The sequence below is a fragment of the Loigolactobacillus jiayinensis genome (genome assembly GCF_003946445.1).
Taxonomy (GTDB): Bacteria; Bacillota; Bacilli; order Lactobacillales; family Lactobacillaceae; genus Loigolactobacillus; species Loigolactobacillus jiayinensis.
Genome location: NZ_RHOF01000046.1, coordinates 1 through 26,494, shown reverse-complemented (window position 1 = coordinate 26,494; position 26,494 = coordinate 1). Strand labels below are relative to the sequence as shown.

Sequence of the window (26,494 nt, the reverse complement as noted above, 5' to 3'; positions counted from 1 at the left end):
TGGTCGATAGAGTTCATTGGTCTTCATATCCTTTCAAATGACGCTGTAGTGGGTGAAATTTGTGTATGGGGCCAGTGAGCTTTTTTATTTTACACAAAAATCCCGCTAATAGATTACCACTTTGAGCAATCTATCAACAGGATAAAGTATAGAGCCGCAAATTTTTGTGGTTTCATGCATATGCGTGCGATTGTACCCAACAATGTATAATGTGATCAATACGATTGTTATTAGAGTTGCCATAAATTCACTTCCTTGCATATGGCGCCCTGCAACTAAATATGCATACTAGAATACCATATTGCCAGAAATTTACAACTTTTTTACTCGGCAATGGCCTACCAGTATTTACAAGTGACGAAAAGCATGAAATAATAGATAACATGGCCCCTTAGCTCAGCAGGATAGAGCAATCGCCTCCTAAGCGATAGGTCACCGGTTCGATTCCAGTAGGGGTCATAAGTAGGTTCTATAAGTTGGCATAAGTCTTGGGATAACAGGACTTATGCCAACTTTTTTGTAGCGTTGCTGAAGCAAAAAAAGCCCCGCTGACTACTAAGGTAGCCGGGGACTAAGTGGTTGTCACTAGCGATGATACAAGGGACCACCGTTTAGCTTACGTTCATTGATTTCTTCCAGTGCCAACGGAATCTTTGTTGATCTAGGCCGCTGAATACTGTCAGCGAAGGTCTTTGACCAATACAATAAGCGCTGGCTAAATTTAGGCGTTGCTGCTCTTGAATTATCCATGTTGGTGACCTCCTTTTGCTGGCAGCTAATTAATCAACGGTTATGGTCGAATTTGCCGTTAGTTTTATCCAGTTTTTTACCGGTTTTTTCAGAGACTTTATCTTTGGCATCGGCTACTTTATCCTTAGCTTTGCCCAGTAGATCTTGGGCTTTACCTTTATTTTCACGTTTTTTATCGCCGGTTGCTTTACCAACAGCTTCATTGAATTTACCTTTTGCTTGCGTTTTAGCACTGTCTAAATGATCTTGTTTACTCATAAGTTAGCCTCCTAGTATGTCATTGATTAAAGTTTAATCTAAGCAGATATGTTGATTGAAGCGTGACGCTCTAATTGGGTGACTTAAATTACTTCTGCTGCTTGCTGTTTGAAAGGACTACTATGATTCTTATATTGATTGCTTATCATTAGTATAACTAGAAACGGCAATGGAAGGCAAAATAAATGCAGTGCGGAATCCGCGCTGCATTGGCTATTAGTTTAAGAATTCAGGGACCCAGTTACCATTGCGAAACAGTGGTACTAATCGGCCGGTACTGGTTATTGGCTACAGATTTTAATGAAAGCTTGTTCGACATTAATTTGAAGTAGTAGCGTTTGCCCCGGTTGAACATTGGCACCAACCGTGATAATCAGGTCAGCATACTGTTGTAATTGGCGTTGAAAATCGGCCATGAAGCACCTCTCCTTAATTTTATGAGCAAAATTATTGTCAAACCTAACGATAAACCGTAACCATAATTGCAGAAACGGGTATGATTAGATTTTTTCAATGGAAAAATTCAAATCGTGTTCGCTAAAAATTCATAAGCTTTTGTTATCTTAAATATAAATAAATTGGCTAAGGGGCGTACAAGATGGTTAGAAAAAAAGAAATTACGCGAGAAAGAATTCTGACAACGGCTTATGAGTTAGTCGTGACTCAGGGCTTTGCTAACTTTACGGCCCGCAGCGTGGCGCACGCCATTAATTGTTCAACACAACCGTTGTATCAAGAATTTAGGCCAATGGCCAACTTGAAACACGCTATTTTACTGAAGTTACAGTTATATCTGAGCAATGATGTTTTCAAGCAAGTTATCACCGAAGATAAAATGATCGATATGGCCTTGAATTATATTAATTTTGCTGAAAAGAATCCACAATTATACCGCGCTGTTTTCATGGAAGACCATTTTGGCGTGAACACGATGCATGATTTTACATATAATTATGGCCGGCAAATCATGGCTGAATATGCGCCTGCGCAGCAGCTTTCAACTGCTGCTAGTGAAAATGTTATTACTGGCATGTGGGTTATCGCGCAGGGAATTGCATCGTTAGTTTCATCCGGCTTCATTACGATCAGCGAAAAGCAGACTATCAACCTACTGCAAGCTGCTTTATATGATTTTATTCATAATGATCGACTGGAAGATGGCACCATCACCGTGAATTCGTTACATACGCTTGATCAGTTGACTAAAATATAAAAAAGAGAGTGCGCCATAAGTGAAATTATGGCGCACTCTCTTTAAATTACATGTTTTCGGTTTTCTCAACTAAACTTTTGGCGAAGGCTTCCAAATGTTCAATATCATCTTCTTCGGCTTCTAGATCAACCTTAACGATGTCGGCACCCTTAGTCGCGCCAGTCTTTTCAAACGCTTTGGCAAAATCATCAACTGATTTACCAAAACTATCATCATAAAAAGTATCACCGGAACCACAAACGCCATAAACTTTACCGCTTAAATCTTCGTCTTGTAGATCTTCATAGAAATCAACGGCTTCATCGGGAAGTTCACCGTCACCATATGTATAAGTGGCTACAATGCAGATATCGACATCAGTAAAATCTTCAGTGTCTGCTTGTGAAATTTCGCTGACGTCAACGTCGACGCCTAAATTTTCCAAAGCTTCAGAAACAATATCAGCAATTTCTTCGTTATTACCGGTCATACTTGCATAAATAATTTTTGCGCTAGCCATCTAATCGCTCCTTAAACTCGTTATTTTTCTAACAAAAATATGGCGAGCACCTGTTGCCTGAACTGGTTCGTCTATTGATTTGTTTAATTCGATTCAAATTGATTATAGCAAAGATTACCGGCGATGAAAATGTTCACCGCAAAATTGTTCTGTTAGGAACCAGCTTATATTCGTGTTAAAATGGGAAGGACGCTGTTTTATAGCACAATTTTTAAGCGTATTTGTACGAAAAGTTTTAGTGAAGGTAGGGCTAAGATTGGCTAATAAAAAGTCACAGCAAGCGATTCCGATGAGTCGGCGTAAACGAAGACGGCGCTTCCTCTATCTGTTGATTGCACAGTTAAAGACCTCAGGAATCAATGATGCGGCGGTGGTCGTCGCTTTTTGGGAATTGTTATCGATTTTTCCCTTGATCATTTTTGCTGGTAACGTGGTGCCACTATTACATATTGATGGACAAAATATTATTGATTACGCGGTGACCGCGATTCCGGCAACGATTGCTAAACAAATTCTACCGATTGCGGAACATTTCATGCCCAAAGGTGGTAGCAACAACAGTTTGTTGTCGATTGGGGCAATTGGGACTTTGTGGGCCGGCAGTCGTGGGGTCAACGCCTTGAAGCGGATGATGGATCGAACCTATGGTGTACTCGGTCAGCAAAATCCAATTTTATTGCGGATGATTTCGTTATTTATGACTGTCTTGCTAGCGATTGCGCTAGTTGCTATCGTGATCATTTTTAGTTTTGGCCAGCAAGTTCTTGATTGGATCACGCCATTATTAAATATTCCGGGAAGTTTATCGCACTTGTTCAGTACTTTGAAATGGCCAGTCACGGCGACAGTGGTATTCTTGATGTTACTACTGATCTACTATTTACTGCCTAATGTAAAATTACGGTTACGCAGTGTGCTACCAGGGGCACTGCTGACAACAGTCGGTTGGTTGTTATTGTCGCAACTATTCTCGCTGTATGTGCGCTACTTTGCCCAAACGGTGCTAAGTTATGGAACTATTGGCTTTTTTATCGTCATGTTGTTATGGCTAGATTTTTCGGCTTGGATCATGATGTTTGGTGCTATGATCAATGTAGTGGTGCAGTATACTTATTTTGGCGAAGTTGAGCGCAATAATGGCCGGATGCAACATATCCATGCGCTTAGAAAGTCTAAGGCTGCCAGTGAGCGTGAAAATACGGTACAATAAGTTTAATTAATATTTATTGAGGAGGAGCAATTTCACAATGAAAGTTCGTAAAGCAATTATTCCTGCAGCAGGATTAGGGACTCGTTTGTTGCCAGCGACTAAAGCAATGGCAAAGGAAATGTTACCAATCGTCGATGTACCAACGATTCAGTTCTTGGTTGAAGAAGCTAAGGCAGCTGGTATTGAAGATATCTTGATCATTACCGGTAAAGGTAAACGGCCAATTGAAGATCACTTTGATTCCGTTCCTGAACTAGAAATGGTTTTGAAAAAGCGGCATAAAGATAAATTGTTGAAATTAGTAGAAAGCACTACTGATATTGGGGTCCGGCTATTTTTCATTCGGCAATCTTACCCTAAAGGCTTGGGTGATGCGGTACGTTTGGCGCAAGACTTCGTGGCTGATGAACCTTTCGTGGTCATGCTCGGTGATGATATCACGCAATCAAAGGTGCCGTTAACGAAGCAACTGATGAACGATTATGCTAAAACACATGCGTCAACGTTGGCTGTTGTTAAAGTTCCGCATGATGAAGTTTCTAAGTATGGGGTCATTAAGCCAGTTGCTGAGACGGAAAAGGGCTTGTACAGTGTGCAGAGTTTTGTTGAAAAGCCAAAACCAGAGCAAGCACCAAGCGATTTGGCCATCATTGGTCGTTACTTATTCACACCGGAGATTTTTGATAGCTTGAATATTCAAAAACCGGATGCTGGTGGCGAAATTCAATTAACTGACGCCATTGATCATATGAACAAAACTCAGCGTGTCTTTGCTCGTGAATTTACCGGTAAACGGTATGATACGGGGAACAAACTAGGCTATCTGACCACTAATATTGAATTTGGACTGCAGCATCCTGAAATTAAGGATGAATTGCGCGATTACATTATTGAGTTAGGGCATAAACTGAGTCAAAAATAAAGCGGCACAAAATAGGTGTTATGAACGCTAATGACAACTTTTTTTCAATTGTGATTATAAAAAACTCATCAGGCAATTAATTGCTTGATGAGTTTTTTGCATCGTGGTAAATGACCTGCATGTTATCTGAATTTAACGGCCGTTCCATACGCAGCAATGGTTTCCATACCATCGAGAATCGAATCAGAATCAAAGCGCATCATGACAACGGCATCGGCACCTAATGCGACTGCGTTATCCCGCAAACGCTGAATGGCAATATCGCGTGCTTCGGCTAATAACTTTGTATAGTCTTTGATTTCACCGCCAACGATACTTTTTAAGCCAGCGCCAATATTCTTAGCAATGTTTTTCGATTGCGTCGTTAGGCCAAATACTTCACCAATGATTTCGTATTCTTGGCCGGGAATATGTTCAGTTGTGGTGACTAGAATTTTGTCTGTCATGAAAACATCTCCTCGTATTATTAAAGCTCTAATGCCATTTTACCATTGTAAGCGGTTTAACGATAGATATTCTTCTTTTCCAGCCGAACAACGGCCTCAACGCGGGCAGTTTGGGGGAACATATCGATCGATTGGATATAGTCGACGCTATAAACATCGCTGAGCTTGACCAAATCACGAGCTAATGTTGAGGGGTTACAGCTGATATAAACAAATTTTTGCGGACGACTATCAAGGATTGCGTTTAATAAGGCTTGATCTAAACCAAGCCGTGGTGGATCAACCACTAAGGCATCAGGCTCAAAGCCGTCTTTTAGCCATTGGGGCAATAATTCTTCAGCTTTGCCGACTTCGTATTTAGCGTTGGTGATCTGATTTAATGCGGCGTTTTCCTGAGCGTCCGCGATTGCTGCAGGTATAATGTCCATGCCGCGAACTTCGCTGGCCGTGTCTGCCAAAGACAAGCCGATCGTACCTACACCGCAATAAGCATCAACGACGCTTTCGTGAGGTGCTAATTGTAAAGCGTCGCGTACTAATGCATACAACTTAATTGTTTGTGCAGGATTTAGTTGGAAAAAGGCCTGCGCTGATAGTTTAAACGTTAAACCAGCCAGCGTTTCGGTAATATAATTATCGCCTGCTAAATTAAACGTTTCGTCACCCCAAATTAATGAAGTGTGGTTTTGATTTAAATTTTGCATAACCGACGTCACTTGAGGCAGGTCAGTCTGTAAGCGACTAAGGATTTCCCGTTTGTGCGGTAATTTGCGTGAATTGGTCACAAAGGTTAATTGTAAGTGGCCGGTACTAAAAGATTCGCGCACAACCAACGTTTTGACGATGCCAGAGTTTTGTTCTTCATTATAAATTGGGACCGCCAGTTCTTCTAGCAAATTGGTAACATAGCGAATGACATGCATCGTCGCTGGCCGCTGTGTGCTGAAGGTTTTTAAATCAACTAATTGATGGCTATGTTCGTGGTATAAACCAGCTGCCACGTGACCGTCAATCTCGCGTACTTGGAATTGGGCCTTGTTGCGGTAGCCATGGGGATCAGCCATACCAATCGTTGGGCGCAAATCATAGCCTTGATAACCACGGGGTTTGAACTTTTCCAACGACTGGCGGATCACGTCGACCTTAAAGGCCAATTGACCAGGATAACTTAAATGTTCCAACTCGATACCACCAACGTGACCATAATAGTCTGCATCACGTGGTTCAACGCGTTGAGTACTTTTTTGGCGGATGGTGTGGATCTTGGCATTAACAAATTTTGGTGCAATGGCGGTGACTTCGGCAACGATCACTTCTTCAGGTAATGCACCTGTAACAAAGACGATCGTCCGTTTATAATAGCCGATGCCTTCACCATTGATACCAAGACGTTTAATGGTTAAGGGAAAACGCTGGCCAACTTGGATATCGTGAAAATAAGTAACTTCTGACATATTTTTCTTCCTTACTTTAGTTATTGGATTACCACAATTGGGGTAAATGACGGTCATCAATTTGGCGTCATACTGGATAATTGTCGTTGTCAGTATAGCATAACTCGGTAGTGCGCAAGTAATACGAACAGACATTTGCATCTACGGTTGGGCTTGCTATAATGGAAATATCTGAGCAAAAAGGGGAGTGCAAGTTGCCAACCATTACAAAAATCACCACCCAAAAACGCAAAGGCCGTTATAACATTTTTCTTGATGATGAGTACGCTTTTCCAGTTAGTGAGAGTGTGTTGATCGATTTTCGCTTAGCTAAGGGCATGGAAATTCCGGCTGAATTACGTGCAGAAATCGATACTGCTGAGGCGCACGCGCAAGCTTATACCCTAGCGCTTAATTATTTATCCTATCAATTGCGTACAGAAATGGAAATGCGCATTTATTTGAAGCAACATGATATTCCATTAGCCGTACGCCAACAGATCATTGCCCGACTATATGATTTGAATTTACTCGATGATGACAGTTATGCGGCTAGTTATGTCCGCACGATGATGCGTACTAGTGACAAGGGACCACAAGTGATTCGAACTAAATTACGTGAAAAAGGGCTGAAACCAGAGCAGATCACCAACGCTTTAGATCAATTTACTGCGCCTGATCTACTTGCCAACGGTCAGAAGCTAGCCGAAAAATTAGCGCATCGGTATCGCCAACAAAGTTTTCAAAATCAGCAACAAAAAATTCGCTTAGGTTTACGTCAAAAAGGTTTTGATGGCGATACAACTAATCAAATTATGAGCCGACTGGAATTGGTTAAAGATGACGATGCGGAATGGGCTGCTTTGGTTGAACAAGGCGAAAAAGCTTGGCGTAAAACTGCTCGGTATAGCGGCTACGAGCGCAAACAAAAGGCAAAGCAACAACTATATCGTAAGGGCTTTGCACTGGATCAAATTGAGCGCTTCTTAACCGAAAAGCAAGCAGAAGAAGAATAAGTGTAACTATTTACTGAAAATATAGGAATAAAATTTCGTCATTTGCAGTAAACTTTGATATAATGTTCATGATAATTCGGTGTTATCAACTTCAACGTAATAAACGTCAGAAAGTAGGTCAGCGCATGCGTATCCCGAAAGAAGGGGAATCGGTTGCGATCCAAAGTTTTAAACATGACGGAAGTTTACACCGGACGTGGCGTGACACGATGATTTTAAAAACATCGGAGAACGAGATAATCGGTTGTAATGATCATACTTTAGTAACTGAATCAGATGGACGGCGTTGGTTAACGCGCGAGCCAGCAATTATTTTTTTTCACCGACATTACTGGTTTAATGTAATTGCTATGATCCGTGATAACGGGGTTTCGTATTATTGTAATCTCGCTTCACCGTTTGTACTGGATCGGGAAGCACTGAAGTATATTGATTATGATTTAGATGTCAAAGTTTTTCCGGATGGCGAAAGAAAATTATTGGATGTCGATGAATATGAAGCCAATAGTAAACGTTGGCATTACTCCAATGCGACAGACAAGATTTTGAAGGCTAATGTCAATATCTTGGTCGATTGGTCTGATCATCACAAGGGACCTTTCTCGCAAGAATATATTGATATTTGGTATCAACGTTACCTGGAACTTGCCCACCGGTAAGCGGAAGTCAATTGGATCAATGTACGACTAAAAAACGATCAAGACATTGTCTTGGTCGTTTTTTGGATTTAACCGTTAATTTTTGTTGTGCACTAAGCTAATTCTTTACGCATTTCATGGTGGGGGATGCCAGCATCTAAAAAGCCAGGCCGGTCAGTTTTATGGTAACCAAGTTGTTCATAGAAACCAAGTGCATGATCTTGACCACCTAACGTTAAGGTTAAACGTTTTTGTTGGCGAGCGTAGTCTTCCAATGCAGTCAGTAATTCGTGTCCATAGTTATGGCCGCGGTATTCTTTTAGCGTAGCGACACGTTGGACATGGTAGCCGCCAGTTTCAGGTAAAAGCCGTGCGGTTGTGACTGGTTGGTTATCAACGTAGCCGACAAAGTGGATTGTTTTATCCTCGTCTTCGATTTCTAAATCAAGTGCTACTTGTTGTTCTTCAACAAAAACAGTTTTGCGGATATTAAGTGCATCCTTGTAAATTGGGTTATTTAAATCAGTTGTGTGACGGACCTTCATAGCAGAGTTCCTTTCTTTAAATACATTCTAGGTGATACTATTGCCGGTAAATCAATTGTTGGTGCTGTTGGTTGGTACTTGAATTTGGTAGAATAAGTATAACATTATCTGGACATACCGATTAAGGGGAATGTTGATTAGTCAATCAGTAACTTGAAATGGTTTTTACAGCTCAATAATAGTGTTAGCCTAGGTCATCAAGACTGGGTAGGACACACTAAAAAGAAAGTAGTGGTGCTGATGTTTGAACAAATCCGTCGTTCACGATTAATGTTCTGGTCGTTGGAGCTATTGATCGTAGCGAGCCTGATTTATATGTGTACCAAAATTAGCTTTGTTTTTTCGCCAATTGGAACGTTTGTGGCAACTTTATTTGTGCCAATTCTGATTTCGGGGTTTTTATTTTATTTATTCAACCCTTTGATCAAATTACTAGGACACCTTAAAATTTCGCGTAATTGGGCAATTTTAATTGTTTTTGTTATCTTTTTTGGTGGCTTGGCGCTGATTATTTCAGCGGTGATTCCCAACTTGATCAATCAAATCACCCAGTTACTGATTAATTTGCCAACGGTGGCCAATGATATGGGCAAGCTGGCCAAGAGTTTAATGAAAAATCGACTCTTTCAGCAGATCGATATCGAAAAGGCTATTACTGATATGAATCTATCATTTAGTAGTATTATGCAATCTTTATTGAAGTATTTTACAAGTAGTATTGGCTCTGTGGTCGGGACAGTAACAAGTGTGGCGGTGACGGCAATCACTATTCCGGTAATGCTGTTCTACATGTTAAAGGATGGCCACCGCTTAATTCCTAACGTGCAGCGGTTATTGCCCAGTAAATATCGCAGTGAAGCGACTGATTTATTGGTGAAAATGGGTAATACGATTTCATCTTACATCGCCGGCCAACTGATCGAGTGTTTATTTGTGGGGACGTTCACCTTTCTCGGCTATCTATTGATCAGTATGCCTTACGGGTTCCTGCTGGGCTTTATTGCGGGGCTCTGCAACATCATGCCGTACGTTGGTCCTTATATTGGGATTGCGCCGGCGTTGATCATCGCTGTGACTGTTTCACCGATGATGGTGGTGTTGGTGATCGTAGTCGTGGTGGTTGTTCAACAGATCGATGGTAATTTTGTTTATCCCAACGTTATTGGCCGTACGTTGTCGATTCATCCGCTGACGATCATCATTTTATTATTGGTGGCCGGCAATATTTCTGGGCTATTAGGCATGATTTTAGCGATTCCGGCGTACGCAATCGTCAAAACGGTAGTTCAATATTTCTGGGGTATTTATCAATTGCGTGAACAAACTAAAATCGCCGCAGTCACCGATAAGGATGATCAGTCGTTGTGATGGCGTAAAGGTTGGTTGCAAACTAATATTGTTATTGGAAGACATTAGGTCAATGCTTAAAATTTAGTTGCTTTTTCAAATACGCTTTGAAATAACAGAGCAAAAATTGAAAAATACGGCTTTTCATGCTAAGATTTGACAAGTAAATGAAGTGATCGGAGTGGATGTGTCGATGAGTTCTGACCCGGATAGTCATATATGGGGACAGTTGATCGTTTTAGTGGTTTGTTTAGTTTTAAGTTTGTTATTTGCCACGTTAGCCTTTTTAATGACTAACGTTTCGACTCAGCGTTTGGACGAGGATGCTAAGGCTGGGGATAACAAGGCAACACGAGTATTGAAGTTACTACAGCGTCAGGCATCGGTATTAGTGGCTTTACGGACCTTTACGTTGAGCGCTGAGCTGGTAGCCGGACTAATGGTGTTCAATTTAATCCAAGTTTGGTTGCCTTTAAATGGTATCGGCACGCTGATTGTGTGGCTCGTGGTGTTTGTTATCACAGTGTTATTCTTGCAAATATTTGCCAATTTATTGCCGCAACAATTGGCCTTGAATCATCCCGAACAGCAGGCTAAGCGCTATAGTGGCTTAATTCTTAGCTTACAACGGTTGTTACAGCCGTGGTCATGGCTACTGTTGCTACTGACGCGTGGTTGGGCGCATTTATTTGGACTACCATTCCATAATGAAGTTAAGCGTGAGTTAAGCCGTGAAGAAATGATTGAAATGATCGAGCATGGTCAGAAGTCCGGCGCCATCGAAGCGGACGAGTTTCAAATGTTTGAAGGTATTATCGATATGCAGGATAAAATGGCTCGCGAAGTAATGGTGCCGCGGACCGATGCCTTCATGCTTAATATTGAAGATGATGATGCCACTAATATTAAATTGATTCTTGAGCAGAATTATTCGCGGATTCCGATTTACCGTAGTGATAAGGATAAAGTGATTGGTGTCGTTCACATCAAAAATTTACTGCAGCGAGCGCACCAAGTTGGTTTTGAACATGTGAAAATCATCGATGTGATGCAGGAGCCGCTATTTGTTCCGGAAACGATCATGATCGACCGCTTACTTTATGAATTTAAGAAAACACAAAACCAGTTAAGCATTTTACTGGATGAATACGGTGGTTTAGTCGGCCTTGTTTCTATCGAAGATTTGTTAGAAGAAATCGTCGGTGAAATCGATGATGAGTCTGATGAGGCTGAAGTACTTTATCGCCAGTTAGATCCGCACCATTATGTGGTTAAAGGTAACATGCCGCTGGATGATTTTAACGAATTATTTGCCACCGACATTGATAGCCCAGATGTCGACACTATTGCTGGATATACCTTGGCAGAATTAGGCACGATTCCTGATCTCAGTGAGCAATTAACTTTGACACTAGCCAATGACCTAGAACTGCAGACAGGGGCAATGGAGGGCTCACGCTTACTTGAAGTGATCGTGACTTTGCCAGAAGATAAAAAAGTAACTACAGAAGATTAACTTAATTAATTTCAGCATAGGCCTAGTTTGAATAGGCTTAGCCACGCTCTTAAATTCGAGTCGCTGACTCGAATTTTTTACGGAAGGACACGATTATGGACAAAACAGAATTAGCAACTGCCGTTAACCGGCGGCGCACGTTTGCGATTATTTCCCATCCGGATGCTGGGAAAACCACCATCACCGAGCAACTATTGTTATTTGGTGGTGTTATCCGCAAAGCTGGTACGGTTAAGGGGAAAAAGTCTGGCCAGTTTGCGAAGTCAGATTGGATGGAAATTGAAAAACAGCGTGGTATCTCGGTTACAAGTTCCGTGATGCAGTTTGACTATCAGGGCAAACGAATCAATATTTTGGATACACCAGGGCATGAGGATTTCTCGGAAGATACTTACCGGACCTTGATGGCCGTGGACTCCGCCGTCATGGTAATCGATGCTGCTAAAGGGATCGAACCACAAACTAAGAAATTATTCAAAGTTTGTCGGATGCGCGGTATTCCAATTTTTACCTTTATGAATAAATTAGATCGTGATAGCCGTGAACCAATGGACTTGATTGCAGAATTGGAAGACTTATTGGATATTGAAGCTTATCCAATGAATTGGCCGATCGGTATGGGTAAAGGGCTGGAAGGTTTATACGATATCCATAATCAGCGCGTTGAATTGTATCATGAAGACGAGCAAGGCCAGCGGTATTTACCAGTTGATGCTGACGGTCAAATTATTGGTGATCATCGACTAAAGCAAGAATCAATTTACCAGCAGGCATTGGAAAATGTTCAATTGTTATTGGAAGCTGGCAATAAATTTGACGCAGATAAGATTGCTAAAGGTGAACAAACGCCAGTATTCTTTGGTTCAGCGTTGACCAATTTTGGTGTTAAAACATTCTTAGAAAGCTATCTAGACTATGCACCAGCACCAGCAGCGCATAAAACACAAGCTGACCAAGTCATTACGCCAACCGCTCAGGAATTCTCAGGGTTTGTATTCAAAATTCAAGCCAATATGAATCCGAATCATCGTGATCGGATTGCCTTCATCCGTATTTGTTCTGGTGAATTTGACCGCGGAATGGACGTCACTTTACAACGAACCCAGCGCAAGTTGCGCTTAGCTAATTCGACTGAATTCATGGCTGACAGCCGTGAAGTAGTTGAGACAGCTGTTGCAGGGGATATCGTTGGGTTGTATGATACAGGTAATTTCCAAATTGGCGATACTATTTACACAGGTAAGCAGAATATCCAATTTGAAAACTTGCCACAATTCACGCCAGAATTATTTGTGAAGGTGACTGCTAAAAACGTGATGAAGCAGAAATCTTTCCACAAAGGGATGGAACAGCTGGTTCAAGAAGGCGCGGTTCAGCTGTATCGCACTTATGTTACCAATGACTATGTATTGGGTGCAGTTGGTCAATTACAGTTTGAAGTCTTCCAATTCCGAATGAAAAACGAATATAATTCGGATGTGGTAATGGAACCAATGGGTGAGAAAATTGCCCGCTGGATCGATCCAGAACAGTTAGACGAAAAAATGTCCTCCTCGCGGAATCTGTTAGTTCGTGACCGCAATGGGGCACCGCTGTTCTTGTTTGAAAATCAATTTGCTGAGCGTTGGTTTAAGCAGAAGTATCCTGAAATTAAATTAACCGAAAAGCTTTCAACCGATTCTATTGGTGCGTAAAAATAGTGCGTAAAAAAATCGTAGCTGTAATGAGCTACGATTTTTTTAGTGCAATCGTTTAATTGGCGACGTAAAATCATGACCGGCGGAAAGTAACCGTACGTAATGTTCCTCTAACCAGGTATGATCTTCTAATTCATACCAGACACTGTTGTTCGATAGAATGACCCCATGGATAATATTGACAATTTGACCATGTTGTAAGTAATTAGCAGCATTGCCGTACGGTTGCGTCCAGGTTCGTAACGAATGCTGGGGAATAAAATCGACCACTGCCCGGCGTGAACCAGGGATAACTGCTGCTTGTTGAAATAACGGGGCGGCAAGTGCTTTTGGCTGTGGCTGCTGATAATAATCGACTACCCGTTCCGTATTTTCGGTAGGAATCCACTGGCCACCAAGATCATACCAAGTTTGTCGTTGTGTGGTTTGTACTTTTTGATATACGCGCCAAACCGTGTTAATGGGGAGCTGTTGTGCTAATGGTTCAGCATCTGGTGCGCGGTAGCTAGTCACATCTGTGGTCAAACGCACAAAGCCAGTTAGATAGCGATTAGCCCAACGAATTTGGCGTAACCGATAATCATAAGTGACGATTTGTGTTTGTTGACTAAAATGACCAATTTGATTCGTAGTCACATGCTGTACTTGATATTGGCGTGATTCAAGAAAATGGGTCTCGTAACGTTGCCCTAATTGGCCAACCAAATATTCTGGTTGGGCGAGTAGGTGATGCTGCTCGTCAAAATGGAAAACAATCACAGGGGCTGCCGGCTGCTGCGCATAGATCAATTGAATGATTGCCCGAGGATAAGCAAAGTAGCCATGATAGTTTTCAATTCGACTAACATAATAGTGTTCGAATTGATGAACGGTGAAGTTAAACGCTTGCCCCCGCACGCCGCTAACGATTTGTGGCTTGGCTAAACGATCACCAGTCTCCGTAAAATAAAAGACGATTACGAATGAATCCGGTTGGACCTGCGTGTTGAGCTGATTTGAACCCTGCAGCGCAGGCAAGTAAGCGCGTCGCGTGGGTGAAGGTAACAGAATCGGCCGCCGACGGGCAATTGGCTGATAATTTTCACCTAACGGCAGTTGAACAGTCGCCACTTGTTGTTGAGGGTTAAAGAAAGCTTTTAATCGTTTTAAGAAATTCACTTAGTATAACCCTCCTTTCATTGAAGGTACTCCGCTTAATGATTTAATGAGATCTCGGCAATCTTCTCGGAAGTGATCACGTTTAGACCAGTGCGTGTTCGGTGTGCTAATTGGTCTAAGGCAAAGTCGATTTCTGCTGGTGCAATATTACGCTGACGATTGGTCAAGAGAATTTCATCGTGGGTAGGGGCCTTACTAAAAATAACTAAGCTATCAGCAAGTGAAAAGATTTGAACATCAGTAGCATCAGTATTATTTAGCTGGCTAGTGACAAGGTTCTGATAATCGTTAGTAACATCTTGTAATTGCATAAGCGCACTTCCTCTATTTAATTTTAGCGCTGATCAACCGAATTAATGATGACACTTACATTATAGTGGAAATTCCACCAAAACAAAATAAAATTCACGATAAAAGCAGAAAATGTAAAACTAGTTATAAAAAAACGTGCTATGGCAGATTCTTTTGCCATAGCACGTTTAGCTATAAATCACTTATCCGCTGGCTTCTTGTCAGTGGTTGTTTTATCTGGTTCAGTCGGTTGGTAAGGGCCAATCACAATTTGATTGTCTTTTACGTTCGCCAACAACGCCTTAGAGTCAGCATGATCCAGATAATAATCTGCAATTCGATCTTCAAGTTGCTCTTGGATCACACGCCGTAACGGCCGTGCACCCATAGCTGGATTGTAGCCTAGATCAACTAATTTTTCCTTAGCTGGTTGAGTCACATGAATCGTTAAGCCTTGATCAATTGTCATTTGGTTAACGTCAGCTAGCATCAGATCGACAATCTGAATCAAGTCTTGTTTCTTCAAGGAATTGAATTCGATGATGTCGTCGAAACGATTCAGGAATTCAGGCTTGAAGTAGTTGGACAACTGATTCAAGATTGAATGCGTATTACCGGAAGCAGCGGCACTGAAGCCGACATTTGCTTCGGCGTCACCTTGACCTGCATTAGAAGTCATGATGATAATCGTATCTTTAAAGCTGACTGTCCGCCCTTGGGCATCAGTCAAACGACCATCATCCAAGATTTGCAAGAACATATGCATAACGTCAGGATGTGCCTTTTCAATTTCATCGAGTAAAATCAAGCTGTAAGGATTGCGCCGAACTTTTTCAGTCAGCTGGCCAGCTTCTTCGTAGCCAACGTAGCCAGGAGGCGAACCAATCAACTTAGACACTGAGAATTTTTCCATGTACTCACTCATATCAAAGCGAATCATCGAATCCTCAGAACCAAATAGTTCAAGCGCCAATTGCTTAGCGAGTTCTGTTTTACCGACACCAGTTGGTCCAACAAAGAGGAAGGAGCCAATTGGCCGACCAGACTTGTTAAAGCCGATCCGATTACGCCGAATTGCCCGTGCAACTTTATCAACGGCTTCAGTTTGACCGATAACATGGCTATCCAAGTCTTTGGCCAAAGTCTTCAATTGTTGATGTTCCTTACTACGCAACTCGCCGACCGGAATATTAGTCTTTTCTTCAACGATATGTTCCATGTCTTTAACACTAACGGACGGTGTTTCTTCAGTAACTGTATCGTCTTTTTGCATTTTTTCTAACTTGTTGACTTGATCACGGTAATAAGCCGCTTTTTCATAGTCTTCTTGTTTCAATGCTTGTTGCTTTTGTTGCTCTGCTTGGTCCATCTTTTCTTTGATCACTTTAGGATCGACCGTATCAATGGTCAAATTCTTCCGTGAACCAGCTTCATCGAGCAAATCGATGGCTTTATCTGGCAAAAAGCGATCCTGAATGTAACGGTTGGAAAGATTAGCAGCGGCTTCAATTGCAGCATCTGAATACTTGACGTGATGATAGTCTTCGTATTTTTGTTGCAATCCTTTTAAAATTTGAATTGTTTCTTCAACAGTAGGTTCATCAACCCGAACTGGTTGGAAACGCCGTTCAAGTGCCGAGTCTTTTTCAATTTTACGATATTCATTTAGTGTCGTAGCACCCATTAATTGGAAATCACCGCGGGCTAGAGCTGGTTTCAAAACGTTACCAGCATCCATACCACCTTCAGCGTTACCGGCACCCATAATTTCATGAATTTCATCAATAAATAAAATGACGTTAGTACTCTTACGGACTTCATCCATTAATTGTTGCATCCGCTGTTCAAATTGACCACGGATACCAGTGCCCTGAACTAAGGAAACAACGTCTAAACGAACGACTTCTTTACTTTGCAACTTTTGGGGAACTTGGCCGCTAACAATCTTTTGTGCTAAGCCTTCGACAACAGCTGTTTTACCAACCCCAGCTTCACCAATCAAGACCGGATTATTTTTCGTCCGCCGATTAAGAATTTCAATGACACGCGAAATTTCCTTATCCCGTCCGATAACTGGATCAACCTTGCCTTGTCGTGCAAGATTAGTTAAGTTAACACCAAATTGGGCTAATAAGCCGCCTTTACCGTTAGGACCACGGCCACCGCCATTATGGCCAGATTGGGTTTTAGGACCTTGTTCAAAGCCCATTTGCTGGTTTGAATCCATCCCACCTTGGCCCATCGACCGGAAAATATCATCTAAGTTACCAAAGCCAAACGGATCACTAGGCCCAGCGTTACGGGTTTGACCGTTTTGTTGCTGCTTTAGCTGTTGATAACAGTTCTGACAAAGATCGATTTGTTTACGTGCGCCATTTACATTGGTATATAAATGAATCGTTGCTTCGTTTTTGCGACAATTTTGACACAACATAGATCGCTTCACAACCTTTCATACGAGTTCTGTATCGTAGCTTTTTCAATTACATTTACGCAAAACTAATTGACTGTGTCAAGTAGTTTAGTTGTGCACCTCATTTTAAAAGATCAACAGCTGTTTGACCAACTTTGACCTTCAAACAGTATTATACATCCCGCCTTTTGAAATTCAAGTGTTTGGCTCACTTTTTTAGCAGTAAAACTTTTGAGTGCTAATTTTGTAGGCTGTTGCTGGGTTGAAACTTATGCCGCCACTTATTCAGCATACTCAGTTGCACTGCTGAAAAACTTCGCTTACAATGTCAGTTTAGTATAGGAAACGAAATGAGGCAAAAATTATGACCGATTATTTATCGCAAATTAAAGAACTTGCTGCAGGGGAACGTGAACAAATCGAGGTTAAGCAGGCTGACTTCTATTCATTTCGGACAGCATGGTTACAATTTCCACAGCGAAAAAGTATCGTTGGCGAAGCGCAGCGTGGTGGAAATGTGATCTATCATTTTGAAAAAGGGACACAACAGTAGCCCTGTATCAATTTTCATAGGATTTTACATGTAGAAAGCTAGATATCATGCCGGAAAACGAGCAAAAAAGGTTGTCGAACCGGTTGAAAAATGGTAGTCTTAAATGTTGAAAGGGCGACTTTGTTTGTACCCAAATAAAAGGAAAACCCTAACATAACTTTTTAAAAGCTAAAGGAGAATGATCAATCATGGAAAAACGCGATTTTCATATTATTGCAGAAACAGGTATCCACGCTCGCCCAGCTACTTTATTAGTACAATCTGCAAGCAAATTTAACTCAGATATTAACTTGGAATATAAAGGCAAGTCAGTTAACTTGAAATCCATTATGGGTGTCATGTCACTCGGTGTTGGTAAAGATGCTGACGTTACGATCTCAGCTGAAGGTGCCGACGAAGCCGATGCCCTTGCTGCTATTGCAGAAACAATGACGAAAGAAGGACTATCTGACTAATGACGGAAATGTTAAAAGGGATTGCTGCTAGTGACGGCATTGCACGTGCAAAGGCCTACTTGCTTGTTCAACCTGATTTATCATTTTCCAAAAAGTCGATCGATGATGTTGATAGTGAAGTTGCTCGTCTACAGGCGGCAGTGACAGCTTCAACTCAAGAGCTACAAAAGATTCGTGATATTGCCGCCAAAAGCTTAGGTGAAGAAGAAGCTCAAGTTTTTGATGCGCACATGATGATTTTAGCTGATCCAGAATTTGTTGGGGCAGTAGAAACCGGCATTAAAAATGATAAAACCAATGCGGAACAAGTATTGCACAATGTTTCAACACAATTTGTTGAAATGTTTGAAGCAATGACTGATAACCCATATATGCAAGAACGGGCAGCTGATATCCGCGACGTAACCAAGCGTGTGATGAGTCACTTGCTCGGTGTTACGCTACCAAATCCAGCTTTGATCGATGAAGAAGTTGTTATCATTGCTCACGATTTGACGCCAAGTGACACTGCCCAATTAAATCGTAAATATGTTAAAGGGTTTATTACTGACTTAGGTGGCCGGACTAGCCATTCAGCAATTATGGCGCGTTCATTAGAAATTCCAGCAATTGTTGGAACTGAAAAAGCTACTGAAACTGTTAACGAAAATCAAATGGTTATTGTTGACGGTAATACCGGTGATGCCTTGCTTGACCCATCTGCTGATGATATCGCTAAATACGATCAAGAAGCCAAAGATTTTGCAGCTCAAAAAGCTGAATGGGAAAAGCTAAAGAATGAACAAACCGTCACTAAAGATGGCAAAAACTACGTTACAGCTGCTAATATTGGTACACCAGATGACGTTGTTGGTGCAACCGATAACGGTGCTGAAGCGGTAGGTTTATTCCGTTCTGAATTCTTGTACATGGATTCAGCTGAATTACCAACTGAAGATGAACAATTTGAGGCTTACAAAAAAGCGCTTGAAGGGATGAATGGCAAACAAGTCGTTGTTCGGACAATGGACATCGGTGGCGACAAACATTTATCTTATTTACCATTACCAGAAGAAATGAACCCATTCTTAGGTTATCGTGCAATTCGGATCAGTCTTGATCGCCAAGACATTTTCCGGACTCAGTTACGTGCTTTGTTGCGTGCTTCTAACTACGGCAACTTAGCAATTATGTTCCCAATGATTGCTACAGTTAACGAGTTCAAACAAGCTCGCGCAGTTTATGATGAAGAACGTGCTAAGTTAGTACAAGCTGGGGTAGCGGTTGCGGACAAGATTGAAATCGGTATGATGATGGAGATCCCTGCTGCAGCAATTATTGCAGACAAATTAGCTAAGTACGCTGATTTCTTCAGTATTGGCACTAACGACCTGATTCAATACTCAATGGCCGCTGATCGCGGTAACGAGCATGTTTCTTACTTATACCAACCTTATAACCCATCAATTTTACGCTTGATCAAGCGGACCATTGATGCAGCACATGCTGAGGGTAAGTGGGCTGGTATGTGTGGTGAAGCTGCTGGTGATACGATTATGGTACCGTTGTTATTAGGTATGGGCTTAGATGAATACTCAATGAGTGCAACTTCAATTTTGAAGGTTCGCAGCTTGATGAGCAAGCTGGACACTAAGGATATGAAGAAACTCGCTGATAAAGCATTGAATGATGCTGAAACCAATGATGATGTCATTGCCTTGGTCAAAGCAGTAACACAAGCTTAATTAACGTTATTTTAAGAGCGTCGAGTAGTCTCGACGCTCTTTTTTATACCATATTTTAGTCTGAGCGGGTTCATGTAAAACGCACACACTAAATTACTGAGAGAAAAATCAGACTTTCGTGTGATTATTTTTTAGCTCAGCTCGCTTATAATAGGTGTTAATGATTGAGGAAATATGTACGGGGGTGTTATTTGCGCTTTACGACTATTCCCACTATAATTAACCCATTAAACTGGTTTTAGAAAGAAGGCAAATTGCGCGTGAATATCGGTATATTTACAGATACATACTTTCCACAGGTGAGCGGCGTAGCAACGTCGATCAAAACTCTGCGTGATGAACTTGAGCGGGAAGGCCATTCCGTTTATATTTTTACGACGACTGATCCCCATGTGGATAAGGACGAATTTGAACCTAATATTTTCCGGTTTGCGAGTGTTCCCTTTGTTTCTTTTACGGATCGGCGAATCGCGGTGCGCGGATTATTTCACGCGTATCAGGTTGCCCGCGATCTTGACCTGGATATTGTTCACAATCAAACTGAATTTTCTATGGGTTATATCGGCAAGTTTGTGGCCAAAAATTTAAAGATTCCGTGCATTCACACTTACCATACGATGTATCAGGACTATTTACATTACATTTTGAACGGTAAATTATTGCGGCCTTACCACGTTAAGCAGGCAATGCGTGCTTATTTTCATCATATGCATGGTGTGATCGCGCCTAGTGAGCGTGTTGTGGCAACGCTACAGAGTTATGGTGTTAAAGCACCGATGCGGATTATTCCTACTGGGATTGATATTTCACAATACGAAGCACCGGTGCCGGCTGATTGTCGAAAAAAATTGAATATTGGGCCAACAACGCCGGTACTATTATCATTGAGCCGCGTTGCGTATGAAAAAAATATTCACGAAATCATTGCAGCGTTACCGCAAATTTTAGCTAAGCAGCCAACGGTTCAGTTAGTGATCGTAGGTGACGGCCCAGCACGGGATGACTTAACGCAGCAGGCGCAAAAATTAGGGATCAGTGATCATGTTATTTTCACTGGTGAAGTTCCTAATGATCACGTGTCAGCCTACTACCATATGGCCGATTTATTTGTTTCGGCGTCGCATTCTGAATCACAAGGGCTAACCTACGTTGAGGCGATGGCCAGTGGCTTGAAATCTGTGGCTGCGGCTAGTCCCTATACAGAAGAGTTGTTAGATGATCCGGCTATTGGCACGACTTTTGAAAGTCAAACAGAGATGGTGCATCAGATACTAAATTATCTAGCACATCCGCAAAGTTACTCCGATCCAGCACCACGGGCGCAGAAGTTATATTCGATTTCGGCTGAGCATTTTGCTGAACAAGTCGTGCGCTTTTACCGGGATACACAAGTTTACTACGCTGAGCAACATCGTGATTCTGCCGATGTTAGCGAATAACAGCAATCTTTTATAATTGGAGACACAACCACCATGTTAGATATACACATGTTTTCTAGCGCTACTAAGGTTAAGGGGCAAGGCGTTGGCAGTGCCTATATGGAATTGGTTCGGTTGCTAAAGAGCCATTTTAAAAATGAGTTTAAGATAAGCGTCAATCAATTTGGTCGGGCAGATATTAGCCATTATCACACGATTGATCCCCGCTTTTTTCTATCTACCTTTTCGCGGCGGCGTGGTCGTAAAATCGGCTATGTCCACTTTCTACCAGAAACGTTAGAGGGTAGTTTGACTATCCCACAGCCATTTAAAAGTATTTTCTACCACTATGTGATTGCTTTTTATCGGCGGATGGACCATTTAGTCGTTGTTAATCCAAGTTTTATTCCGAAATTAATTGCTTATCAGATACCGGCTAATAAGATCACCTATATCCCCAATTTTGTTTCGCGCAAGGAATTTTATCAAAAAACGCCAGAAGAGATCGCGGCATTGCGCCAACATTACCAGATTGCAGCGGATAAATTTGTCATTCTTGGTGCAGGGCAAATTCAGGAACGTAAAGGCGTTGATGATTTTGTTGAATTAGCACGGCGCAATCCTGATATTCAATTTATTTGGGCAGGCGGATTTTCCTTTGGCAAAATGACTGAGGGCTATCAACGTTATAAAAAAATTGTTGATGCACCACCAGCTAATTTGCGCTTCACCGGGATCGTTGAGCGTTCTGAGTTAGTGAACTTTTACAATATCAGCGACTTGTTCTTGCTACCGTCCTATAACGAATTATTTCCGATGTCGGTATTGGAGAGCTTTGCTTGCGGCACGCCGGTCTTGTTACGTGATCTATCGTTATATCGTTCGATTATTGCTGGCTATTATGTGGGTGCAACCGATGTAGATGCGATGAACCAGCAAATTGCTGATTTACGGCAAAAGCCGGCTGCATTATCCTATATGCAACAACAAGCACGAGCAGCAGCAGATTATTACTCCGAAGAGCGATTAGCTGAAATTTGGCATCGTTTCTATGTGGACCAAGCTAGAGAGGGCTAGCCATGAGCCGAAAAAATATTGCCGTGTTGATCGGTATGCTACTGCTAGGCGGCGGCATTTTTGCGTATGAGTTACGCACCGTACGTTTGGCGCAATTATTGCATGAAGTGGCGCATATGAATTGGTGGTGGCTATTGGTTGCTGCTGGTTGTATGGGCCTGTATTGGTTAATGGAGGCCTTTGTTGTCAAACTCCTACTAAAGGGTCGGGTCGAGCATTTTTCATTTAAAAATGCGCTACGGATTCCGTTAGTGGAACAGCTTTTTAATTCACTGACGCCATTTTCTTCTGGTGGCCAACCAGCGCAATTAGTCGCATTAATGCAGTCAGGCGTTGATGGTGGTCGTGCGAGTTCGTTATTATTGATGAAATTTATTGTTTTTCAAGCGATGGTGCTGATCAATTTTATATTGACGCTAGTTTTTGGCTTTAAATTAGTGGTGGCTAAATTTACTTATCTTGCGTGGCTAGTTGTGTTTGGCTTTATCATTCATTTAACGGTGATCACGGCGCTATTATTGATCATGTATTGGTATAGCTTCACTAAGACACTGGTACGTTTGCTAATACAGCCGCTACATTGGTTCATGGCACCACCACGCGTGGCAAGATTAGAAACAACACTAAACAGTAAAATTGATAACTTCCATCGTGAAAGTTTGCGGATCAAAAATCAAACTGGGATGCTGATCAAAGCCAGCGCACTGACCTTTATCCAATTGATCTTTTATTATAGTGTGCCTTACTTTGTCCTATTGGCATTGGGTTTAAAGCCAAACTTTGTCGAAGTGTTGGTCATGCATATTATGATCGTCATGATTATTTCGTTATTTCCAATCCCTGGCGGCTCTGGTGGCGCGGAGATCAGTTTTCGCGCCTTATTTGCAACATTTGTGACGGTGAATAGTAAATTAGTACTGGCGATGATCCTTTGGCGGGTTATGACTTACTACTTGGGTATGTTCATTGGGATTTTTGCTTTAGTAGTTAAGCCAGATAAAGTGAAGGAAATTGACTGATTTTACATTAGAATTTCATGAAAAAGTAAAGCTAAAAGCTGTTTTAACAGCAATCTGCTAAAATAAATACAATCTTTTTGAAATAACTAACGCTGAAGTGCTCACTTAGGCCGATTTTCTGGTATCATTATTGGGTAAAGATCGAATGAAGGGAGTCACGTCATGAAAAGCTCACAGCTAGTTGCGATCATCAGTCGTTTGGAAGCCATGCAGCAAGGTTCTACGGATGATGAAGTCCGGACTCGCCGCTTTGAAAAAAATGGTGCCGAGCGTGGTCTAGTCAGTTTTGACCCACAAACAGAAACTTACGAGTTAGAAGAATTAACCAATCATCAGAAATTTGAGTTCGATGATATTGATTTAATTGCGATGGAAATCTATGATCTGCTTGATGACTAATCAGTCTTCAACCGAATAAAACGAATCAACAGTCGTCAGCAAACTTGTTTGAAATGGGTTTGTTGGCGATTGTTTGTTATTAGCAAACCTAAATATTTTGTGAAGCTTGTGACTAGTAATTGTTTTTCACAAGAAAATCCAGTATGATTTAGGAGACTTTAAATCGTATTTTATGTGACGGAGGTAAGTATCATTATGGGGCAAGCTTTAAAGAAAGTGCGGTCGGGACTTAATACGCGACTAGGCTTCTTTATCCTCGCAGTCTTACTGTTTAGTATCAAATCGTATTTTGCTTACAAAACAAAATTCAGCTTAGGCGTCAGCAGTGGTATGCAGGAGCTACTGCTGGCATTTAATCCAATTCCTTTTGCTGTTTTATTACTAGGACTAGCGTTATACATGCGTGGCCGTAAATCATATTGGTTTATGCTACTGATCGATGCCATTATGGCGACTTGGCTATTTGCCAATATTTTATATTATCGTGAATTCTCTGATTTTATAACATTTAACTTGATAAAAAGTTCTGGCGCGGTTACCAACAATTTAAGTCAGAGTATTTTTGGAATTGTCCGCCCAACCGACTTTTTAGTTTTTACGGACGTTATTTTCTTGATTATTGTACTAGCCTTTAAAGGTATCAAAATGGATACTAAGGCATTTAAGTTGCGTTATGCGGCGCTGGTATCCAGTTTAGCGGTTCTGTTATTTGGGGCTAACTTAAGCTTAGCCGAAACTGATCGCTCAGGGCTATTGACGCGGACGTTTGATAATAACTATATTGTTAAATATCTCGGCTTAGAAGCTTATACTGTCTATGACGGGGTTAAAACAACTCAGAACAATGCCACCAAGGCCAATGCGAATAGTTCTGATTTGACCAGCGTTCAGAACTTCTTGGCTAAAAACCGAATTTCACCGAATGTTGAGTACTCAGGCGTGGCAAAAGGTAAGAATGTTTTCATTATTCATTTGGAAAGTCTGCAACAGTTTATGATCGACTATAAGTGGGATAATCAAGAGGTTATGCCGAACATCGATAAGCTCTACCATTCTTCAGATACATTGAGCTTTGACAATTTTTATAACCAAGTCGGTCAAGGCAAAACGGCAGATGCAGAAATGATGTTGGAAAATAGTTTATATGGTTTACCTGAAGGATCAGCGATGGTTACGGATGGTACAACTAATACGTACCAGGCGGCCCCAGCTATTTTAGGCCAAAATGGGTATACGACTGCGGCTTTCCATGGTGATGTGCCTAGTTTCTGGAACCGCGATAATACGTACAAGTCCTGGGGTTATGATTATTTCTTTAGTAAATCCTATTTCGCAAATAGTAGCAAAGCCAGTTATAATTTAGGCTATGGGATGAAGGACAAGATCTTTTTAAAGGATTCTGCCCAGTATGTCCAGCAGCTACCACAACCGTTCTACGCGAAATTGATCACAGTAACAAATCATTATCCATATACTATTGATTCACAGAATACATCGATCAAGCCATTTGATACAGGGGACTCAACGGTCGATTCGTATGTGCAAACTGCGCGTTATCTGGATGAGTCAGTTGGCGAGTTCATGAGTTGGTTGAAGAAGACTGGTTTGGAAAAGAATAGTATGGTGGTATTGTATGGTGATCATTATGGTATTTCAAATAACCATAAGCCAGCAATTGCTAAGCTATTAGGTAAGAAGAAAGTAACTAATTATGATTTAGCTAATTTCCAGAAAGTGCCATTTATGATCCATATGCCAGGGTTAAAGGGTGGCATTAAGCACACGTATGGTGGCGAAATTGATGTATTACCAACACTGCTTAATTTACTAGGCATCAAGGATTCTGATACGATCCAATTCGGGTCCGATCTACTGGCGACTAACCGTAAACAAACGGTTGCTTTCCGCAATGGTGATTTCACGTCACCAACTTATACAAAATACAATGGTGTTTACTATGACAGTAACGGCAAACAGTTGAAAAAGTTAACAACAACAGAGAAAACGTCAATCGATGACATGCAAAACTATGTCACCAATACGTTATCCGCTTCAGACAAAGTAATTAATGGCGATTTATTACGCTTCTATGAACCAGAAGGCTTTAAAAAGGTCGTTAAGGGTGCCTACAACTATAAAAAGTCGGCAGCTTTAAAACAGTTGAAAAAGGCAAATAAGAAGGAATCAACCAGTTTAGTCGATCAAAATGGTGGTAAATCAACCATGAGTGAGTACGAAACTGATGCGCCAGAATTAAAAAAATAAATTTAAACCGATAAATCAGTGATGATTTATCGGTTTTTTTATTGTTTTAACAACCATTTTATATGATGGAGTCGCAATAAGACGATAAATGCGATTTTTAAAACGAAATCAGTCGTTAAAGTTCGTATATAGCGATTCTTACAACGTTTGGTTGATTCTTGACGCTATGGTAAAAAGTTGATATAGTATTTGTTGTTGTCAGTTACGACTGATGGCGTTGGAAAAAAGTTTT

Annotated in this window: 26 protein-coding genes and 1 tRNA gene; 17 read left to right on the top strand and 10 right to left on the bottom strand. The window is 41.3% G+C overall.

Translation table 11 applies throughout. The annotated features are described in order from the left end of the window. Nucleotides 1–385: 385 nt before the first annotated feature. Nucleotides 386–459, top strand: a tRNA-Arg gene (locus EKM80_RS11325). A gap of 126 nt (nucleotides 460–585) precedes the next feature. On the opposite strand, the gene EKM80_RS14915 is transcribed toward EKM80_RS11325, so the two are convergent. From EKM80_RS14915 to EKM80_RS11315, 3 genes are all read right to left on the bottom strand, one after another. Next, a complete protein-coding gene (locus EKM80_RS14915) occupies nucleotides 586–750 on the bottom strand; it encodes a hypothetical protein (RefSeq protein WP_164509552.1) in 165 nt (54 codons plus the stop codon). A gap of 33 nt (nucleotides 751–783) precedes the next feature. Next, nucleotides 784–1,008, bottom strand: coding sequence for a CsbD family protein (locus tag EKM80_RS11320; RefSeq protein ID WP_125553266.1), 225 nt, complete (start codon nucleotides 1,006–1,008; stop codon nucleotides 784–786). 281 nt (nucleotides 1,009–1,289) lie between these two features. Then, a complete protein-coding gene (locus EKM80_RS11315; protein ID WP_125553264.1) occupies nucleotides 1,290–1,424 on the bottom strand; it encodes an aminopeptidase in 135 nt (44 codons plus the stop codon). A gap of 182 nt (nucleotides 1,425–1,606) precedes the next feature. On the opposite strand from EKM80_RS11315, the gene EKM80_RS11310 reads away from it, so the two are divergent. Beyond that, nucleotides 1,607–2,221, top strand: coding sequence for a TetR/AcrR family transcriptional regulator (locus EKM80_RS11310; RefSeq protein WP_125553262.1), 615 nt, complete (start codon nucleotides 1,607–1,609; stop codon nucleotides 2,219–2,221). 46 nt (nucleotides 2,222–2,267) lie between these two features. Here the strand turns inward: EKM80_RS11310 and EKM80_RS11305 are convergent, their stop codons facing one another. Then, entirely contained in the window at nucleotides 2,268–2,720 is a 453-nt protein-coding gene (locus EKM80_RS11305) for a flavodoxin (RefSeq protein ID WP_125553260.1), read from the bottom strand. A 256-nt stretch (nucleotides 2,721–2,976) separates the two neighbouring features. Between EKM80_RS11305 and EKM80_RS11300 the strand changes: the two genes are divergently transcribed. Next, the gene (locus EKM80_RS11300) at nucleotides 2,977–3,930 is read left to right on the top strand and encodes a YihY/virulence factor BrkB family protein (RefSeq protein ID WP_225418870.1); all 954 of its coding nucleotides are present in this window, start codon (nucleotides 2,977–2,979) and stop codon (nucleotides 3,928–3,930) included. 37 nt (nucleotides 3,931–3,967) lie between these two features. Next, nucleotides 3,968–4,852, top strand: a complete 885-nt coding sequence (gene galU / locus EKM80_RS11295; RefSeq protein WP_125553258.1) for a UTP--glucose-1-phosphate uridylyltransferase GalU — start codon at nucleotides 3,968–3,970, stop codon at nucleotides 4,850–4,852. 122 nt (nucleotides 4,853–4,974) lie between these two features. On the opposite strand, the gene EKM80_RS11290 is transcribed toward galU, so the two are convergent. Both EKM80_RS11290 and rlmD read right to left on the bottom strand, forming a co-directional pair. Next, nucleotides 4,975–5,298, bottom strand: a complete 324-nt coding sequence (locus EKM80_RS11290) for a heavy metal-binding domain-containing protein (protein WP_125553256.1) — start codon at nucleotides 5,296–5,298, stop codon at nucleotides 4,975–4,977. Nucleotides 5,299–5,354: 56 nt separating this feature from the next. Further along, the gene (gene rlmD / locus EKM80_RS11285) at nucleotides 5,355–6,752 is read right to left on the bottom strand and encodes a 23S rRNA (uracil(1939)-C(5))-methyltransferase RlmD (RefSeq protein ID WP_125553254.1); all 1,398 of its coding nucleotides are present in this window, start codon (nucleotides 6,750–6,752) and stop codon (nucleotides 5,355–5,357) included. Nucleotides 6,753–6,946: 194 nt separating this feature from the next. Between rlmD and recX the strand changes: the two genes are divergently transcribed. Together recX and ntdP are read left to right on the top strand one after the other, a co-directional pair. Further along, nucleotides 6,947–7,747, top strand: coding sequence for a recombination regulator RecX (gene recX, locus EKM80_RS11280; RefSeq protein ID WP_125553252.1), 801 nt, complete (start codon nucleotides 6,947–6,949; stop codon nucleotides 7,745–7,747). Between the two features lie 125 nt (nucleotides 7,748–7,872). After that, nucleotides 7,873–8,406 (top strand): nucleoside tri-diphosphate phosphatase, encoded by a 534-nt coding sequence (gene ntdP, locus EKM80_RS11275; RefSeq protein ID WP_125553250.1) that lies wholly within the window; start codon nucleotides 7,873–7,875, stop codon nucleotides 8,404–8,406. 92 nt (nucleotides 8,407–8,498) lie between these two features. Here the strand turns inward: ntdP and EKM80_RS11270 are convergent, their stop codons facing one another. Further along, a complete protein-coding gene (locus EKM80_RS11270) occupies nucleotides 8,499–8,930 on the bottom strand; it encodes a GNAT family N-acetyltransferase (RefSeq protein ID WP_125553248.1) in 432 nt (143 codons plus the stop codon). A 240-nt stretch (nucleotides 8,931–9,170) separates the two neighbouring features. Here EKM80_RS11270 and EKM80_RS11265 point away from each other — a divergent pair, with 240 nt between their 5' ends. From EKM80_RS11265 to EKM80_RS11255, 3 genes are all read left to right on the top strand, one after another. Beyond that, complete coding sequence (locus EKM80_RS11265; protein WP_125553246.1) at nucleotides 9,171–10,298, top strand: AI-2E family transporter; 1,128 nt, start codon at nucleotides 9,171–9,173, stop codon at nucleotides 10,296–10,298. A gap of 172 nt (nucleotides 10,299–10,470) precedes the next feature. Beyond that, nucleotides 10,471–11,793, top strand: coding sequence for a hemolysin family protein (locus EKM80_RS11260; protein ID WP_125553244.1), 1,323 nt, complete (start codon nucleotides 10,471–10,473; stop codon nucleotides 11,791–11,793). A 95-nt stretch (nucleotides 11,794–11,888) separates the two neighbouring features. Beyond that, nucleotides 11,889–13,487 carry a peptide chain release factor 3 gene (locus tag EKM80_RS11255; RefSeq protein WP_125553243.1) on the top strand — a complete coding sequence of 533 codons (1,599 nt, stop codon included), beginning with the start codon at nucleotides 11,889–11,891 and terminating at the stop codon, nucleotides 13,485–13,487. Nucleotides 13,488–13,532: 45 nt separating this feature from the next. Here the strand turns inward: EKM80_RS11255 and EKM80_RS11250 are convergent, their stop codons facing one another. From EKM80_RS11250 to EKM80_RS11240, 3 genes are all read right to left on the bottom strand, one after another. Continuing rightward, a complete protein-coding gene (locus tag EKM80_RS11250; protein WP_125553240.1) occupies nucleotides 13,533–14,648 on the bottom strand; it encodes a MucBP domain-containing protein in 1,116 nt (371 codons plus the stop codon). Nucleotides 14,649–14,683: 35 nt separating this feature from the next. After that, a complete protein-coding gene (locus EKM80_RS11245; protein WP_125553238.1) occupies nucleotides 14,684–14,959 on the bottom strand; it encodes a DUF1827 family protein in 276 nt (91 codons plus the stop codon). A 179-nt stretch (nucleotides 14,960–15,138) separates the two neighbouring features. Further along, nucleotides 15,139–17,373, bottom strand: coding sequence for an ATP-dependent Clp protease ATP-binding subunit (locus tag EKM80_RS11240; RefSeq protein WP_125553236.1), 2,235 nt, complete (start codon nucleotides 17,371–17,373; stop codon nucleotides 15,139–15,141). 343 nt (nucleotides 17,374–17,716) lie between these two features. Between EKM80_RS11240 and EKM80_RS11235 the strand changes: the two genes are divergently transcribed. The 8 genes from EKM80_RS11235 to EKM80_RS11200 all read left to right on the top strand — a co-directional run bounded on the left by EKM80_RS11235 (nucleotide 17,717) and on the right by EKM80_RS11200 (nucleotide 26,262). Continuing rightward, entirely contained in the window at nucleotides 17,717–17,905 is a 189-nt protein-coding gene (locus EKM80_RS11235; RefSeq protein WP_125553234.1) for a hypothetical protein, read from the top strand. A 188-nt stretch (nucleotides 17,906–18,093) separates the two neighbouring features. Further along, nucleotides 18,094–18,360, top strand: a complete 267-nt coding sequence (locus EKM80_RS11230; RefSeq protein ID WP_125553231.1) for a phosphocarrier protein HPr — start codon at nucleotides 18,094–18,096, stop codon at nucleotides 18,358–18,360. Continuing rightward, nucleotides 18,360–20,084, top strand: coding sequence for a phosphoenolpyruvate--protein phosphotransferase (ptsP, locus tag EKM80_RS11225; RefSeq protein WP_125553228.1), 1,725 nt, complete (start codon nucleotides 18,360–18,362; stop codon nucleotides 20,082–20,084). The genes EKM80_RS11230 and ptsP overlap by 1 nt, the downstream gene beginning before the upstream one ends. Nucleotides 20,085–20,344: 260 nt before the next feature. Continuing rightward, nucleotides 20,345–21,523, top strand: coding sequence for a glycosyltransferase family 4 protein (locus tag EKM80_RS11220; protein ID WP_125553226.1), 1,179 nt, complete (start codon nucleotides 20,345–20,347; stop codon nucleotides 21,521–21,523). Nucleotides 21,524–21,556: 33 nt separating this feature from the next. Next, a complete protein-coding gene (locus EKM80_RS11215) occupies nucleotides 21,557–22,579 on the top strand; it encodes a glycosyltransferase family 4 protein (RefSeq protein ID WP_125553223.1) in 1,023 nt (340 codons plus the stop codon). A gap of 2 nt (nucleotides 22,580–22,581) precedes the next feature. After that, nucleotides 22,582–23,598, top strand: a complete 1,017-nt coding sequence (locus tag EKM80_RS11210; protein ID WP_125553221.1) for a lysylphosphatidylglycerol synthase transmembrane domain-containing protein — start codon at nucleotides 22,582–22,584, stop codon at nucleotides 23,596–23,598. A gap of 162 nt (nucleotides 23,599–23,760) precedes the next feature. Continuing rightward, complete coding sequence (locus EKM80_RS11205; protein WP_125553219.1) at nucleotides 23,761–23,997, top strand: YkuJ family protein; 237 nt, start codon at nucleotides 23,761–23,763, stop codon at nucleotides 23,995–23,997. Between the two features lie 195 nt (nucleotides 23,998–24,192). After that, on the top strand, nucleotides 24,193–26,262 hold the full coding sequence (locus tag EKM80_RS11200) for an LTA synthase family protein (protein WP_125553218.1): 2,070 nt from the start codon (nucleotides 24,193–24,195) through the stop codon (nucleotides 26,260–26,262). The last annotated feature ends 232 nt before the right edge of the window (nucleotides 26,263–26,494 follow it).

What these genes read in the sequence shown, in the direction of transcription:
- EKM80_RS11320 (WP_125553266.1), bottom strand. Translation starts at nt 1,008, where the DNA reads ATGAGTAAACAAGATCATTTAGACAGTGCTAAAACGCAAGCAAAAGGT.
- EKM80_RS11245 (WP_125553238.1), bottom strand. Translation starts at nt 14,959, where the DNA reads ATGCAATTACAAGATGTTACTAACGATTATCAGAACCTTGTCACTAGC.
- galU (WP_125553258.1), top strand. Translation starts at nt 3,968, where the DNA reads ATGAAAGTTCGTAAAGCAATTATTCCTGCAGCAGGATTAGGGACTCGT.
- EKM80_RS11305 (WP_125553260.1), bottom strand. Translation starts at nt 2,720, where the DNA reads ATGGCTAGCGCAAAAATTATTTATGCAAGTATGACCGGTAATAACGAA.
- EKM80_RS11210 (WP_125553221.1), top strand. Translation starts at nt 22,582, where the DNA reads ATGAGCCGAAAAAATATTGCCGTGTTGATCGGTATGCTACTGCTAGGC.
- EKM80_RS11310 (WP_125553262.1), top strand. Translation starts at nt 1,607, where the DNA reads ATGGTTAGAAAAAAAGAAATTACGCGAGAAAGAATTCTGACAACGGCT.
- EKM80_RS11260 (WP_125553244.1), top strand. Translation starts at nt 10,471, where the DNA reads ATGAGTTCTGACCCGGATAGTCATATATGGGGACAGTTGATCGTTTTA.
- EKM80_RS11255 (WP_125553243.1), top strand. Translation starts at nt 11,889, where the DNA reads ATGGACAAAACAGAATTAGCAACTGCCGTTAACCGGCGGCGCACGTTT.
- rlmD (WP_125553254.1), bottom strand. Translation starts at nt 6,752, where the DNA reads ATGTCAGAAGTTACTTATTTTCACGATATCCAAGTTGGCCAGCGTTTT.
- EKM80_RS11290 (WP_125553256.1), bottom strand. Translation starts at nt 5,298, where the DNA reads ATGACAGACAAAATTCTAGTCACCACAACTGAACATATTCCCGGCCAA.
- EKM80_RS11270 (WP_125553248.1), bottom strand. Translation starts at nt 8,930, where the DNA reads ATGAAGGTCCGTCACACAACTGATTTAAATAACCCAATTTACAAGGAT.
- ntdP (WP_125553250.1), top strand. Translation starts at nt 7,873, where the DNA reads ATGCGTATCCCGAAAGAAGGGGAATCGGTTGCGATCCAAAGTTTTAAA.
- EKM80_RS14915 (WP_164509552.1), bottom strand. Translation starts at nt 750, where the DNA reads ATGGATAATTCAAGAGCAGCAACGCCTAAATTTAGCCAGCGCTTATTG.
- EKM80_RS11265 (WP_125553246.1), top strand. Translation starts at nt 9,171, where the DNA reads ATGTTTGAACAAATCCGTCGTTCACGATTAATGTTCTGGTCGTTGGAG.
- EKM80_RS11315 (WP_125553264.1), bottom strand. Translation starts at nt 1,424, where the DNA reads ATGGCCGATTTTCAACGCCAATTACAACAGTATGCTGACCTGATTATC.
- ptsP (WP_125553228.1), top strand. Translation starts at nt 18,360, where the DNA reads ATGACGGAAATGTTAAAAGGGATTGCTGCTAGTGACGGCATTGCACGT.
- EKM80_RS11200 (WP_125553218.1), top strand. Translation starts at nt 24,193, where the DNA reads ATGGGGCAAGCTTTAAAGAAAGTGCGGTCGGGACTTAATACGCGACTA.
- EKM80_RS11235 (WP_125553234.1), top strand. Translation starts at nt 17,717, where the DNA reads ATGACCGATTATTTATCGCAAATTAAAGAACTTGCTGCAGGGGAACGT.
- EKM80_RS11240 (WP_125553236.1), bottom strand. Translation starts at nt 17,373, where the DNA reads ATGTTGTGTCAAAATTGTCGCAAAAACGAAGCAACGATTCATTTATAT.
- EKM80_RS11205 (WP_125553219.1), top strand. Translation starts at nt 23,761, where the DNA reads ATGAAAAGCTCACAGCTAGTTGCGATCATCAGTCGTTTGGAAGCCATG.
- EKM80_RS11215 (WP_125553223.1), top strand. Translation starts at nt 21,557, where the DNA reads ATGTTAGATATACACATGTTTTCTAGCGCTACTAAGGTTAAGGGGCAA.
- EKM80_RS11230 (WP_125553231.1), top strand. Translation starts at nt 18,094, where the DNA reads ATGGAAAAACGCGATTTTCATATTATTGCAGAAACAGGTATCCACGCT.